At 50.3% G+C, this 13,782-nt stretch carries 16 protein-coding genes and 1 tRNA gene; 5 read left to right on the top strand and 12 right to left on the bottom strand.

What is annotated here, in order from left to right:
* Nucleotides 1-79: 79 nt before the first annotated feature.
* Together CSQ92_RS29030 and CSQ92_RS10105 are read right to left on the bottom strand one after the other, a co-directional pair.
* Nucleotides 80-220 carry a hypothetical protein gene (locus tag CSQ92_RS29030; protein ID WP_167468678.1) on the bottom strand — a complete coding sequence of 47 codons (141 nt, stop codon included), beginning with the start codon at nucleotides 218-220 and terminating at the stop codon, nucleotides 80-82.
* On the bottom strand, nucleotides 217-471 hold the full coding sequence (locus CSQ92_RS10105; protein WP_070257650.1) for a hypothetical protein: 255 nt from the start codon (nucleotides 469-471) through the stop codon (nucleotides 217-219). Before CSQ92_RS10105 ends, CSQ92_RS29030 begins: the two co-directional genes overlap by 4 nt.
* A gap of 548 nt (nucleotides 472-1,019) precedes the next feature.
* On the opposite strand from CSQ92_RS10105, the gene CSQ92_RS10110 reads away from it, so the two are divergent.
* Together CSQ92_RS10110 and CSQ92_RS10115 are read left to right on the top strand one after the other, a co-directional pair.
* Nucleotides 1,020-1,910, top strand: coding sequence for a hypothetical protein (locus tag CSQ92_RS10110; RefSeq protein ID WP_070257651.1), 891 nt, complete (start codon nucleotides 1,020-1,022; stop codon nucleotides 1,908-1,910).
* A gap of 41 nt (nucleotides 1,911-1,951) precedes the next feature.
* The gene (locus tag CSQ92_RS10115) at nucleotides 1,952-2,458 is read left to right on the top strand and encodes a hypothetical protein (RefSeq protein ID WP_099394038.1); all 507 of its coding nucleotides are present in this window, start codon (nucleotides 1,952-1,954) and stop codon (nucleotides 2,456-2,458) included.
* Here CSQ92_RS10115 and CSQ92_RS10120 read toward each other — a convergent pair.
* The 4 genes from CSQ92_RS10120 to CSQ92_RS10130 all read right to left on the bottom strand — a co-directional run bounded on the left by CSQ92_RS10120 (nucleotide 2,430) and on the right by CSQ92_RS10130 (nucleotide 6,686).
* On the bottom strand, nucleotides 2,430-3,050 hold the full coding sequence (locus tag CSQ92_RS10120) for a DUF4400 domain-containing protein (protein ID WP_099394039.1): 621 nt from the start codon (nucleotides 3,048-3,050) through the stop codon (nucleotides 2,430-2,432). The genes CSQ92_RS10115 and CSQ92_RS10120 overlap by 29 nt on opposite strands.
* Before the next feature lie 2 nt (nucleotides 3,051-3,052).
* On the bottom strand, nucleotides 3,053-3,571 hold the full coding sequence (locus CSQ92_RS28690; RefSeq protein WP_070257653.1) for a hypothetical protein: 519 nt from the start codon (nucleotides 3,569-3,571) through the stop codon (nucleotides 3,053-3,055).
* A 95-nt stretch (nucleotides 3,572-3,666) separates the two neighbouring features.
* On the bottom strand, nucleotides 3,667-5,520 hold the full coding sequence (traD, locus tag CSQ92_RS10125; protein ID WP_099394040.1) for a conjugative transfer system coupling protein TraD: 1,854 nt from the start codon (nucleotides 5,518-5,520) through the stop codon (nucleotides 3,667-3,669).
* On the bottom strand, nucleotides 5,520-6,686 hold the full coding sequence (locus CSQ92_RS10130) for a TraI domain-containing protein (RefSeq protein WP_099394041.1): 1,167 nt from the start codon (nucleotides 6,684-6,686) through the stop codon (nucleotides 5,520-5,522). Before CSQ92_RS10130 ends, traD begins: the two co-directional genes overlap by 1 nt.
* Nucleotides 6,687-7,240: 554 nt before the next feature.
* Between CSQ92_RS10130 and CSQ92_RS10135 the strand changes: the two genes are divergently transcribed.
* The 3 genes from CSQ92_RS10135 to CSQ92_RS10145 are packed head-to-tail and all read left to right on the top strand — an operon-like array spanning nucleotide 7,241 to nucleotide 9,600.
* The gene (locus CSQ92_RS10135; RefSeq protein ID WP_092605621.1) at nucleotides 7,241-8,281 is read left to right on the top strand and encodes a hypothetical protein; all 1,041 of its coding nucleotides are present in this window, start codon (nucleotides 7,241-7,243) and stop codon (nucleotides 8,279-8,281) included.
* Between the two features lie 47 nt (nucleotides 8,282-8,328).
* Entirely contained in the window at nucleotides 8,329-9,051 is a 723-nt protein-coding gene (locus CSQ92_RS10140; protein ID WP_099394042.1) for a hypothetical protein, read from the top strand.
* Between the two features lie 15 nt (nucleotides 9,052-9,066).
* Nucleotides 9,067-9,600, top strand: coding sequence for a FlhC family transcriptional regulator (locus tag CSQ92_RS10145; protein ID WP_071653700.1), 534 nt, complete (start codon nucleotides 9,067-9,069; stop codon nucleotides 9,598-9,600).
* 327 nt (nucleotides 9,601-9,927) lie between these two features.
* Here CSQ92_RS10145 and CSQ92_RS28695 read toward each other — a convergent pair whose 3' ends face one another.
* The 6 genes from CSQ92_RS28695 to CSQ92_RS10165 form a co-directional block, all read right to left on the bottom strand.
* The gene (locus CSQ92_RS28695; RefSeq protein ID WP_139144199.1) at nucleotides 9,928-10,155 is read right to left on the bottom strand and encodes a hypothetical protein; all 228 of its coding nucleotides are present in this window, start codon (nucleotides 10,153-10,155) and stop codon (nucleotides 9,928-9,930) included.
* A 260-nt stretch (nucleotides 10,156-10,415) separates the two neighbouring features.
* Nucleotides 10,416-10,502, bottom strand: a tRNA-Leu gene (locus tag CSQ92_RS10150).
* A 79-nt stretch (nucleotides 10,503-10,581) separates the two neighbouring features.
* A complete protein-coding gene (locus tag CSQ92_RS10155; protein WP_099394659.1) occupies nucleotides 10,582-12,033 on the bottom strand; it encodes a nucleobase:cation symporter-2 family protein in 1,452 nt (483 codons plus the stop codon).
* A 509-nt stretch (nucleotides 12,034-12,542) separates the two neighbouring features.
* The gene (locus CSQ92_RS28700) at nucleotides 12,543-12,779 is read right to left on the bottom strand and encodes a hypothetical protein (protein WP_143450336.1); all 237 of its coding nucleotides are present in this window, start codon (nucleotides 12,777-12,779) and stop codon (nucleotides 12,543-12,545) included.
* A gap of 155 nt (nucleotides 12,780-12,934) precedes the next feature.
* The gene (locus CSQ92_RS10160) at nucleotides 12,935-13,285 is read right to left on the bottom strand and encodes a hypothetical protein (protein WP_143450337.1); all 351 of its coding nucleotides are present in this window, start codon (nucleotides 13,283-13,285) and stop codon (nucleotides 12,935-12,937) included.
* A complete protein-coding gene (locus tag CSQ92_RS10165; protein ID WP_099394044.1) occupies nucleotides 13,282-13,779 on the bottom strand; it encodes a glycoside hydrolase family 19 protein in 498 nt (165 codons plus the stop codon). Before CSQ92_RS10165 ends, CSQ92_RS10160 begins: the two co-directional genes overlap by 4 nt.
* Nucleotides 13,780-13,782 lie beyond the last annotated feature (3 nt).

A 13,782-nucleotide genomic window follows, 5' to 3' on the forward strand; every position in this document is an offset into this window, starting at 1 on the left:
GGCCGAGTCCATTCACTCCTATCTGATTTAGCCTGGATGTGAGGAAGCAGTCTACCGAAGGTAGACTGCTGGGTGAATATTAAGCTGCTTTGGAAGACAGTGCTAAATTGATGACCTTGATCAACGTTCTGAGCAACCGCCATACTGCGACGAGAGGCTTGAAGAAGGCTTGGGGAGTTTCACGTGCACCGGCAATAAAACCTTGCATAAACATGTTCATTTTATCATTTCCTTAATTGCCGTATACGTTGAATAAATTGCCCAATACATAATGAATGTTGCATCTGTATATAAAATAATTTTTTCTACGATCTTCATCAAATTCGCAAAAGAATTGTCACCAACGATTGGCGTTGCCCAATGAACCAGAACATTCAGTACCCCGCCAAAAAATAGCAGTGCAGCAAACATCAGTGCGCCTATTGTCAAATGCCCTACATATTCTCCGAGAATTTTCAAGTGATGTTTCATGGAACTCCATATTTGCAATGTGTACCGTCAGAAATCAGATCTGACGGAATATTTTAAAAAATTTTCATTGATTAAATATATATAAAATCCAAAAAAAAATGGATTTTGATATTTTTTTGCGCAATGTTTTTATACAAGGATTTTTAACATGTAGCCTCCAATAATTTATGCCAAAAACTGGCGAAGTAAAAATTGGAGATTGGAATATCTTTTCGTTGAAAGACCAATGAAAAGACTGGAGATTTTGTTTTTTGACGCCAGATTGAAGCGGGCACCAAGGTGGGAGTATTAATTTAAAAACCGCAATGCCGCAATTTCGACACAGCAACTTTACCGCACTTTCCATATTTTGCCAACCCTAAAATAAAATATTTTCGATTCCTTCAAAAAATTGAGAGTTATATTGAATTGTTGGCAAAGAACATTGCTTTAGAATATGAAACAACATGGAAATTTCAATCCGTCTTGAAATTTCACACAAGGACGAACGGCGGGCGACAAAGCCTGGGAAGCGATTTGCCTGGATGGGCCTCATTTCCTGAGAGAAGATGAAGAACGATCATTTTATGAGAATTACAAAGGACTTACGTATGGATATTGTTGATGGCTATTTTGATCAAACCGAATGCGACAAAGAAAAAATGTTGGCGCAAGTATCGGAAAAACTGGGTTTTTCGCCATCCGCGTCGGCTGTATATGACCTTTTCAGACAAGCCAACCAGTCCAGAGACATGCGTTTTTGTGAAAATGTAGTGCTTGAGCTAAAAGCCCATCTCATTCCAATAGCAAAACGACAGAGTGTCCTGGCCAAGATAAAGGAAAATATCGGCGACTCCCCAGGGCGCCAGAAAATTCAGAACTTTTACCTGAGCCTTGGAGAACGCAAGAGCTTTTCTTACTGTGCAGCGGTGGTTGCACTGATTAGCCTTGAGAAGTGTCGCTACTTTGAGACCATATGCAGCTTGCTACGTACCTCCCTTCCCCCGAATCCAACCATGGGTCAGGTTGCGCGACATGTCGAGGCCTATGGATACCCACGGCCTTCCGACTTTACGACACGAAAAATTTATTCACATATAAAGACTTTCTCCGAGTTATGGTTATCGCCAAAGGGGAAACGAACAATGGCCCAAAGCGAAACTCAGATCCAGCACGAGGAAAGTGAGGAAAGTGCTCTCCACGCGATAGTCAAGAAAAGCAATTTTAGGAAAATCACGTTCGGGTCGCTTACTGAGGAGATGGTCCTCGATGCAATGATGAAATCTACCGGCCTTTCTTCAAGTCTTGCCGTTTCACTTGCACTGAATTCTTTCCTGCTCGTTGTTGCGCGGGGCAAGGTCGACCTATTGCAACTCGTACGTGACTCGAAGCATCCGAATTTTTCAGAGGTAAAACGAGGGCTCAGGCTCCTGTCAAGCCTGAACTTGCGCGGAGTGTAAGCGGAACTCATCAAAGAGATTGAATTTTTAAGGAAATAGAAATGAAGATGAAACAAGATAAATTAGCTACGGCCCTAAGGATCGTCAACACAAGACCTCTGCTGAGATTTCTGGTTTGTATCGCACCTGGTGTGATGCTGAGTCAACTCACATTAAAACTAGGCATGCCTGATCCAGTACGAGTTTTTGCAACAGTCTGGACATTAGGCGGGGCCGTTTTGTTTATCGCGTGGCCAACGCTTTATAACCGGCTATTCGTCCTGGAAGCTGATGTGCCGACCGTGGCGGACGAAAAAAATGGGCAAGTGGAGCCCATGTCAGGGTTAAGCCAGCCGCCAGCACCCGGCATGGCAGAGGCATCAGCGGATATACACTCGAAGCTGATGCTTGAGCTGCTTGCCATGTGCAGTGGAGACGCCCAAAGGATGTTGAGAGTGATCTCGGAAGAATGCACTCTCAATCCGCACGAGTCGTATCTGACAGCGATTATGCGTGCCCACCACCGCCAGAAATTGTTGCTTAATTCCCCGACTGAAAATTTGAGCTAGCTACCCACACGGCAATCGCAAGGCTGCAGAGCATGACCGCGAGTATATTTGCCGATAGCGTAACAGGAGCTATCGGCAGAAAGAAAAACAGACCAAATACCAAACTAAATACATGCATCGAGGAGTAAAAGAAAACAGGATTAGATGTCTCAAATTTATAGCTTTTCCTTGCTCGAATCATGAAGCCATCTACTGCGGATGGAATACACAGCGCGAGCACAGGGATAAAAAACATGGACGTCAGTGCATATAGACGCCATATGCTTTTATATATCATCAGATATACTCCTCGTAGCCATTTTGCTGCATACCTTGTAGCTGCAGAACTCGGGAATTTTGTATTAACCAAACCTTCCGTTGATTGCATCACGCCAGTCGCAATAAATACCGAAGTAAATGTATCGTTGGCTGAAGCATTTACCTTATCCAGATTCACGCCAAAACTTCTCAACATCTCAACTTCCTCGCTCTGCACCCCCTGGTCAGGACTGAATAATGGAACCGATATTATAGTCAATAAAGGCAAAAACAGTGCCCACAAGATGAAGTGACTCAAGAATGTATTTTTTACTTCAACAGGATGAATAGCCATGACTAGAAATTTTTTTCATTTTTTGGAAAAAATTCTGCCAATGACTCATTATCCAGAAGAGAGTGAGGCATAATCTGGATCATCAAAAATGCAGAGGCTATTGAAACTGAAATATTAGATTCAATTCTTGAATTTCTCATGGGATATTCGGCCCATTTATTAATAAATTTATCGGCACCACAAACGAACGGCGACCATACAATATCACCGCTAGAGGTTTCCACCACCAGTTGCTGAGAGAATACATCCTGGCTATGATTTATCAACACCCTTGCAAAAGCCCCGGCAGCCGCTTGCACATCCCCGCTTCGGTCGTTCTCTTTTTTGTGCTGACTAACAGCCTGTTTAAGACAATAACCAAGAAGAGATTTTCCGCTTTTCGTCAATGAGTATGGGCCAACGTAGTTGGCAAATTTAAGCGCCATATCCTCCAACAATGGATTGACTAGCCATATAAATTTTGTCTGCGTCAAGAGCCCAGCATTCTTTATCGCATCTAATAGAATCTTTTTTTCATTCATGGTTATGTCTTTTTTGGTTAACTCTTCATTGTGCTTCTACCACATGGCTCATCACTTCCATCCAGACAAGAGAGCAATAGTAATTTAGTATACATTCAATATAAAAGAGGAAGTCGCCCTTTGTATAGGGTACTGCCTGCCAAGAAAGCAAAGTATTGCAACCCGGGCAATCTAGTTAATAGTTCTGGGGCAACAAAAGGTATTTCCACTTCACTCATTGTCCTGGAGGTTGATCCACTGAATTCGGTGAACGACTTTGACGAGCCAGAGCCACTTGAATGCGAAGTAGTCACCGTCCTTGCCGCTGTTGTTCCGAATGACTTCGCAATCCACTCAGCCATATCCGGGTCTTTGACACGAAGACAAATTACGTTGTTAAGGTTGCCGAGTGCCTGTTTTGTACGAGCGCTGTCGCCAAAAACAACATCGAAGTCGGCAATTGTTTGAGTCGCAATGTAAGCCTTGATTCCGGCCCCACCACCTTTATTTAAGAGTTGAATGCCTTGTTCGTTCATCACTTCCGCTGCTTCATCGATAATTAGGTGAATGTCTTTTGGATTTTTGAAGTTATAAATTGAGCCGGCCACAGATGCAAAATCAGCAAGCATAATTGATCCGATCGCCGACCCAATAGTCTTGTTGGACAGCGAATCCAACCCGACATATAAAACCGCATTCTCTTCTATAATTTTTGTCGTGTCGTAAATTGGCCTCTTGTCATTCAGGTCCAGTGGATCTGGAGATAACATGGATCCAAGTTCATCCGAACCGAGCATTTCCAGGATCGGCTCAAGTACCTGAATCATTTTAGTGTAGTGCTCTTTTGAGTGATTTACCATCGCGATCAACGATTCAATGGCTTCATCTTTTAATCCAGAATGCTCGAATTTTGCGACCATGCACTGCAGACGATCCGTTTTGATAGTCGGCATTTTACCCTTTGGAGTCTCTATCTTGAAAGTATGCAGGTTTGCGTCCCACTTCGTTCCTTCGAGATTGAATAGCTGCTTTTGGATAAGCGATTCCAACAGTGGTTCCACTCCTTGCTGGACAAATTCTTTCGCTGATTTTATCGATGGCATCGAGCCATTTGCAACCTGTGCACGCATAATCCTGAACAATGTTTTCCAGGCAAACGCTGCGAAAGTTCCCTCTGCACTGATTAACTGGCCGATGCGCGTTGCTGGCTCGCCTACGGTGTTCCAGTTAGCCAAGGGATTGATGCGAATGGACTTCGATGGATGCGCCGGATGGAAATATAAAAATTTCCGTCCGGTCCTCTTGCATTCCATTTCAATACGATTTTTGAGATCTTTATCACCCTTGGGATCCATCACAATCAAGCTATCGCCTTTATGGATGATCTGTGTTGCCAGTACTTCGTACAGGCGAGTTTTACCCGCCCGCGTTGTTCCAACTATTAACGTGTGCCCCGACAATCCTTCAAACGGTAATCTGAGTTCCGTTTCCTCCGGATTTATGCCATGTATCCACGGTACGCCGACAACGTTCTCTTTCATGGCATCATTGAGCGTTACAGAGTCTCTGGGGTAGACGGCTTCCCGGATAAAGGGAGGTAACCAAGCCGGCGGACCTTGAATCTCACCAGGGCTGCGGAACATGATTTGTCGAGCGATTTCGGCATGTTGCTGCGTCCATTTGAACCCGCTGCCGAGCCAGAAACCACCTCGCTCCCACTGCCGCTTTGATTTTTCGACGGCGGCAAGTACGGGAATCTTTTGAACGCGGAGCGCCGATATCGACGCACGGAATCGATATAATTGAAATGCCTCTCTGGCACGCAAACCAGAGAGCGCCAATGTCCCCGCTGCTAACAGTGGCCACATCGGCGGCTGTAGCACGAGCATTGAAACCGCCGATGCGCCCCAGGAAAGAGTAGCGGTGGCCTCGTATGCAGGCCGAAACATATCATTGTATGTCCGTGCCATTAGCTACCTCCCATGAACCAAGGCTGAAGTTGCAATTTGAGTAGAATACCTCTTCCGTCTTCAGTACGGTCGACGATCAAATCTGCATCTACCATCATCTTGCGGATGGATGTCCCTGCAACGCCGAAAGCTCCTAACATGGTGATAGGAACAGCAATCCCTCTTTCTGAGACCTTGAGCAGCTCTTTTAGTTTGGGAAAGTTTTCATGTTTCGACAGCATCTGAAACCATTCGCGCAGAACCGGATGGGCCATATTAAGTAGTGCGTCACCCCTGTCGTTGTTCTCAATATTGCGGACGGCCCCCCCCGGCAGCGCAGAACTATGATGGGATGCGGGTGCCGTTTGGAGCGGGAACTCAATCGATTCGATTGTACTTCCCGGCCCTATCATGTCGTCTTGCATAAATGCATCAGCTTTTATGCACAGATCTGCCGCAGGATCATAGTGAACGTCCGATCCGCGTTCCTGATACTGGCGTTCTTCTACCTGAACATGATGTGTAATTACCTTGCTTATCGTTTGCCTGACGACGCGCGCGATTGTACTTTCGATACCATTCTGAAGCGGTTTGGGATTGATGGCGTTGTATAGCATCAATGACACACGTAAATCGAAATTGTTAAGAATTCCATTTGGCATAAACCGTGCCGCAATAGCTGCACCCTCACTCTGGGTAAGTTCCTGTGCTCCTTTTCGCCATGTAAACATCGAGACCGGATGCTGCGTTAGCCAAACCGCGAGAGGGACAGGGGACACAAGTGGATGATATTCAACATCATTGTCACGCGTAGTAATCAGCGTATTTTCTGAGAGCAACACAACCCCAGTGGCCATGGTCGCGGCAAAAGCTGCAAACCGACATTGTGGTTCCAGCACACGCCTTTCTTCCGATGCCAGTGTTGGATTGAACATTTGCGTTCCGGCCAAACGCAAAGAAATCAGAGCGGACGTCAAGCCGAAATCGATCGCACCGCCAGGCCTGGAAAAAGCGGCGTTGGATAGCGGCATTTTTTGCACGTGGTCCATATACGCCAAGAGTACAGGAAGGTAGAACCGTGAAAAAACCTTTTCCGGAACGCCGGCTGCAGTGTGAATTTCGCTTATTCGAGTTGCTTCTGATGCAATTAAGTCAGACGAGCTCGCTGGTAACATAAAATTTTGCATCCATACATTATCGGATTAGGGCTACATAGCACGGAACCAATAATTGACTAAATATTCGCACCATTTAATAATGTTGCCAAGTGGCAAACCGGCATCTTTTCTGGACAATTTGTGATGCGATCTTTTTTTATAAGTACATGATTATTATGTACTTTTTTAATTATAAAATCCAAATATCGCACTAATTCACGTTGAATACACTACATTCCTAAAACAATCGTTGTGCCTAAAATGCAATGAAAATTGTTATTTTGATCTCAGTTTGTGTATTTTATTAATTTCTTCGAGACTACTTTTAGTTTGTCTATTTCGTCTTTCCAAAAATTAGTATATGTCGCAACTACCAAATGATTACTGGTCTCTGGCGAAGTGGTCAGACCGGACGGAAACGAGGATTTGTTAGTCGCCTTCTGCGCTAAGAGTTGGTTTGTCTCCGAAGGAAATGAAAAGGAATTTGAAACCCATTGAAATTTATCAATAATTTGGAAAATTTCCATGTGGCAAATAACGCATACTTTTTACACAAATAGCAACGCTGATTTTAGAGGTTCGTAATGCTTCAAACATTTGACGTAACGACTACTGCTGGTTCTTCGGTAGACATAAGCAATATCGATTTGGGAAACCTGAACAACGAACAATTGCTCTCTCTGCATATTTATGTAGCGGAATACAGGGCATCATTTACACGGGTAGAAGGAGAGTATCTGATCCTTTCATCTCGTCTTAAAGCGATTCAGGATCTCTTAAAAGACAAGTTCTATGAATTCTCTGAACGGGAATTGGGCCTCAAGCGCCATACTGCCCGGCGTCTTCTCGCCATCAACGCATGCCTGGTCAAGCATATCTCCACCAATGGACAGATCGATTTGAATGAGGCACGCAACTATCGTCGCAACGCCTTATATCTGCTCGAACCCGTGACCGATGTCGATGTGATCGAAGAGGTACGTGCACTTGCAAAAAATGGACAGACTATCGATGAAGCAACAGTTCGACGTATCATCGATTCACGCAATGTGGACTATGAAGAAAAAATTGCGTTAGCGGAGGCCAAGCTGCGTAGTCAGGAGAGCGATCTGCAAAAGAAAGAGCAGCAGCGCGCTTTGGAAAATGGCCGACTTAAGGATCGCTTGGCCAATCAAGACGAGTTGCTACGCAGGGAAAAGGAAAAGACCGTGGCACTTGTGGAAGAGCTGAACGAATCCCGCAGCCAGGCCACGATTGTCGCCCATCCGGTCGAGATCGTGCGCGAGGTTCTTCCCGCTGGATTGGCAAGTATCGAAGAAGCCACTGTGGCTGCAGAAATCCGTTTGGCTGCAATCACTGCCCGCGCTGAGTTGGCTGAGGCACAAGCGAAGACGTTAGAAGAAAAGCATCAGGCCATTGAAAAAAATGCGGGCCTTCTCCGTGCTCAACGAGATGAACTGGTTGAAATCAAAGCTGCTGTCGAGTCCATTCTTCTCAAGTTCCCACTGGCTAAGTTGCGAGCAATCTCAAGCAAAAGCGCTGAAACAAAAGCCGCGCTGGAGGCAATGGGGCAGCTCATGATTCAATTTGGCAATCAACTTTGTACAGCAACAGAGCAAGCTTAGTTTCTTGCCGCGGCCATTTTTGACCGGAAAGCCCGTAAGGAATTTTAATGAACAGTCTTCACCTAGATCTACCTGAGTCGCAATTGGTGCTCAACGCACAAGATAAGTTCCAGAAACAAATCATTGCGGCCAATTACGCTATCATTAGCGCCATCAATGGCACGATGGACTTCGATGCACCCATTGCTGCGAATCTATTCGGATTGTCCAATGAGCATCTGGCACTTATCACTGGAGCAACGAAAAGTGCTCTTGCCACGGCGTTAACAATAGGCTTGCCAATTTTCTCGCTACGCATCGCCACCATGGGGTTCATGAACGTCCTTAACGAACCGCAAGGCACGGATACGGCTATGACGATGCTCCTTGGCACTTTCGATCAAGCTCCACCGCTCCTGTCCCTGGGAGAACCGTTTAGTGTGCAACGGCCACCAAATTCCTCTGAAGCAATGCTGGAAGTTCAGGATGGCGCACGTCGTCTGATCGAACTGGCTAACTATAGTGTGTTAGATGCTGTGCGAAGCCTGCAAACTTTTGACGATCCATTAGCATCTCATTTGTTTGGAGCAGAACAGGATGTTCTTCTTGCTCTGTCCCAGTTACCGCGAGCCCGTACATTGCAATTGGTACTCACTGGGGTCCCCATCTTCGCTGTACGTCAGGATTGGCCACAAGCCTTGCTCTTCGCGGAGAACGATGGAATATCCGCGCCAGTTTCGATGCTTCTCAATTCGTTCGGACTCGCGTCCCTCAGCGCAATGAGCGCTTAAGATCGGGAGACGAACTTGACACACATAAGCAGGAATTACGCAGCGAAGCTCGCTATTGCCCGCGAATTAGCGAGTCTGGGTGCACGTGCAGTAACCATATCATCAATCGCAAAGACGAAACCAGCCGATTCTCGCGCGCAATACAAGCTGGTCCGTGGAGTTCAGTCCCAGCCGGGCCAGACTCCAACTGACCACGAATGGTTTCTTTTTAACCAAGTAAGACGGCAGCACGGAGCGCTATTGCTGGCGATGTATGCATCCTATCGCGCAGCTCTTGACTCTTCTCCAGATGCGCATGGCTTAGCCGTCGTTATCACTTATAAGATGTACATACGCTTGACTTTGAACAAGCCAATTGTCAGTGTGGAACGTTTGAATTTACTGGTAGGTACAGGCTTTAACATCGGCTGGCGTGGCATTCTCAAAGGAGGTTCATCGAAATTTTCCTCTGACAATGTCAAGGTTGCTCTTTGCAAAAAGTGCCGAGTTCCCCATTTGGTGGAAGCCCATTATTTGAATTATATCTGTCCCAGTCATCAGAACGCATAGCCATATTTTAGGCTAATACGCAAAAAGGCCAGTCTCTGACATCAGAGAATTGGCCTTTGTTTATTTTTATTCAGGGAAAATGGATTGTGATGCAGATTGGCAGCACCACCGAAGCAACCACGCCATGGCCAATTAGCACCTAGGATTTAATTTCCGGCAGGAAAAATAGGGCAGCTTGCACGTCCAGAGGCTACGAAAAGTAGTCTTGCGACAACACCATCCCGGTATTTTGAGCCTTCTGCAGATCCCGTACATTGACGTAGGCAGTAGAGAGTTTCAGCGCGTGCCGAAGCATGTGGTCCACCGACCTGGACCGATGGGTAGAAATTACATTTTCTTGGAGGATATTAGCGAGCCGGCGAACTTGATCATCTTCCCCAGCAAACGCCACAGTGCGATCAGCGGCATGAAAAAGCCTCGAGGAGTTTCCCGTGCGCCAGTAATAAAGCCTTGTATAAATGCATTCATTTCAATATCTCCTGAGTTACTTGTTACGGAAAAAATTACTGACTGAACATTAAATTCCGCATCGTCATATAGTAACAGCTTTTCCACGATTTTCAGCAACTGCGTAAAGCATGGTCTCCCACGACAGGTATTGCCGAGCAAGCCAAACCCTGACCAACCTTCACGAATGGACGGCAGTCGTAAGCAGATAGCGTAGCCGTGCTCAAGCACAGTAAGTATTACAAGCGGCAGACACCGGCATGCCACAAAATTTTGAGCGGTGTTAGCAAGCTCCTGCAATAAAAAAACCCGCACTTTTCAACGAAAAATGCGGGTCTTCTACAATTCTTGATCTTTTAACTTTTTCCTGGTGCCCGGAGCCGGAATCGAACCGGCACGCCCTTACAGGCGGGAGATTTTAAGTCTCCAGTGTCTACCAGTTTCACCATCCGGGCAGCGCGGCAAGATTCTAGCACAAGTGATACCGATTACACCATCTTGCCCATTAATTGCCTCATTGCCGTACTCTCGGTGCTACTCGCTCCCATGGCTACTTTCCCGCGCCCGGTGCTGCGCATCATCGGCTGATGCCAGCCCGTTGAAGAACAGGTTCAGCAGCACGGCGACGATGGCGGCCAGCAGGATGCCGCTGTGCAGCAACGGCGACAAGGCCTTGGGCATGTGCTGCGCATACTGTTCCGCCACCAGCGGCAGCATGCCGAAGCCGATCGACAGGGCCACGATGAACAGGTTGTTGCGGTTGCTCTTGTAGTCGACACCAGCCAGGATGCGGATGCCGGTGGCGGCGACCATGCCGAACATCACCAGCCCTGCCCCGCCCAGCACGAACGCTGGCACGGCTTCGGCCGTCTGCGCGATCTTTGGAATCACGCCCATGACGAGCAGGATGATGCCGGCCGCGACGCAGACCCAGCGGCTGCGCACACCCGTTACGCCCACCAGGCCCACGTTTTGCGAGAACGAGGTATACGGGAAGGTATTGAAGATGCCTCCGATCAAGGTGCCCAGGCCATCGACGCGCAAGCCGCGGCTGATATCGGCCTGCGTGATGCGCTTGTCCGTCATTTCTCCCAGCGCCAGAAACATGCCCAGCGACTCGATCATGACGACGATCATCACCAGGCTCATCGTGACGATGGCAACCACGTCGAAGGTCGGCATGCCGAACTGGAATGGCGTGACGATGGCAAAGGCCTTGGCGCTGGCCACCTTGGCGAAATCGGCCTTGCCCAGGGCAAACGACAGGGCCGTGCCGGCGATGATGCCGATCAATACCGCAATATTCGACAGGAAACCGCGGCCATACTTGGCCACCAACAAGATGACGGCCAACACGAAGAAGGCAATGCCCATGTTATCGAGCGCGCCATAACCGGGGTTGGCAATCATGGGTACGGGACCGGCTGGAGCGGGCAAGCCGGCCGCCGTGGCGGCAGCGGCCATCTTGACGAAGGCAGGATCGGCAATCTGCGCCATGGCTGGCGGCCCGCCCATGGCCCAGTTCACGCCCACGCGCATCAGCGACACGCCGATCACGGCAATGATGCTGCCCGTGACCACGGGCGGAAACAGGGCCAGCAGGCGGCTGATGAAGGGAGCGATCAGCATGGACACGACGCCGGCGCCGATCACGGCGCCAAAGATGCCGGTGATGCCCAGGGCCGGATTGTTCGCCATGGCCAGCATCGGACTGACGGCGGCAAAGGTCACGCCCATCATCACGGGCAGGCGAATGCCGAAGTACTTGCCTATCCCCAGGGACTGGATCAGGGTCACGAGGCCGCAGCAGAAAAGATCGGCACTGATCAACGCCGCCACCTGCTCGGGCGGCAGCTTGAGGGCACGGCCGACGATCAGCGGCACGGCGATGGCGCCCGCATACATGACGAGCACATGCTGCAAACCCAGCGTAAACAGCTTGCCGGCTGGCAGGATTTCATCGACGGGCGATGGCACGGCAGGCATGGCGCCCGGCACGCTGCGGTGGATGGATTTCAGACGGGGAGTGGCCATTTACGCTCCATTTCCTGGGTTACCGCGGCCCGGATGGGCGCAGATGAAAGGGAAAAGCAAGAGAGAAACGGGACGACAGGAACGCACTGGCTGCGGATGATGCATGCGAAGCTCCTTGGATGGGACGACCAAGGAATACCATGCATGCATCGTGCCAGGTAAATTGTATACAGGAATTGTGCCGAAATAGCATCGCGGCTGAAAAAATCGGATGCTGGACGCGCAGCCGTGCACTGTTTTCTGGCGCGCCGGCACGCGGCCGCACCAGAAGGCAGCATCGCAAGCGGCGTCCAGACCTGGCACGACGAAGCGGTATCAAGGTCTGGGACTCTGGCATGGCGAGTGGCGCCAGGCGACGACCTCAGGGGATCACGCGCGGCGCAAGCAAGCTGCAAGCCAACTGCAAACAGCCGCAGGCCAGCCGTAGAGCGGCCGCCGACGTCGTTGCGCAACAATCGACGCTAGCTGCCGGCACAGCCATCCATCAGCGCTTCCAGCTGCCGCACATAGGCCGCGCGCAAGTGTTCACGCGCCAGCAAGGCTTGCACTTGTTCAAAAATGCCATGCTGCGGCACGGTTGGCAAGACGGGTGCCGCAGGACGAACGGCGATACAGGGCACGCCGATGGGCAGCCTTTCCGCCGCGGCTTCCAGCTTTGTCCCACCGGCCGCGCAGCCACCCAGCAGCCCAGCAAGCACGCAGACCAATACACAGGCCCATGAACAGGTCAGTGAATGGGGTAGCGAGCAGGTCAGTGAGCAGGCTGATGAGCGAGCCCGTGCGCCAGCCCATAAACAAGCCTGCAAGTAGCCCCGGACACGCAGCAGCGCTGGCGCACTCGTCATTGCCGCCCTCATGGCGTCCCGCCAGCGGGTCTTCCAGCCATTTCACTGGCGATCAGCACCTCGGCCGCCTGGCAAGCGTCATCATCCGGCTGCAGCGCCAGGATGCGCGCCGCTGCCGCCTGGGCGTCTGCCTGCCCGGCCTGCGCATTGTCCAACGCCTGCCGGGCCCGTGTCGACCGCCGTACGCCCTCCTCCCGCATCGCATTCAGCGCCTGGGTCTGGCGCTGCAACACACCGTGCACCTCCTGCACCTGCTCCGCGCATGCGGCACGGCCAGCCTCATGCCCCCAGCGCTGGGCGCAAAACACGGCGCCCCCCAGCAACAGCAGCATGGCCAGCACAAGCAAGGGCGGCTTCATGCCAGCACCTTGCGTGCTGCCGCATACAAAGCCAGGCGCTCGGCCAGGCCGTTCACGCCACCGTTGATGCGGCGCGTAACGCGCTCCTGGTCGCCCGCGTCGGCCAGCCGGTTCAAGCCGCGCGATTGCCAAAACCAGCCCGCCGAGCGGCAAGCGGCAGTCGTTTGCTCCAGCAACTGCGGCGCGGCCAGCAAGTCCAGGTCCAGCGCCACGCCGCACGCCGCATAGTTGGCGCGCCCCGTCACCTGCAGCAAGCCGCGTCCCTTGAAGCGCACGCCATCGCCAGCAATCACATTGCCCAGGTCCGCCCGCCCTTCATAGGCCGCGCCGCTGGCCAGTTCGCGCACATAGCGCAACTGTCCCGATTCGTGGCCCACCTGCGCCAGGAATGACGCCCGGCGCAGTGGCGTATCAATCTCGAACTCGGCCATCGCCGCATTCAAGGGCGCCAGGAACAGCGTAGCGCGGCGGCCGGCCAATGGCATGATCTGCATCAA

The sequence above is a fragment of the Janthinobacterium sp. BJB446 genome, from assembly GCF_002735655.1.
In the GTDB taxonomy this organism is placed as follows: Bacteria; Pseudomonadota; Gammaproteobacteria; order Burkholderiales; family Burkholderiaceae_D; genus Janthinobacterium; species Janthinobacterium lividum.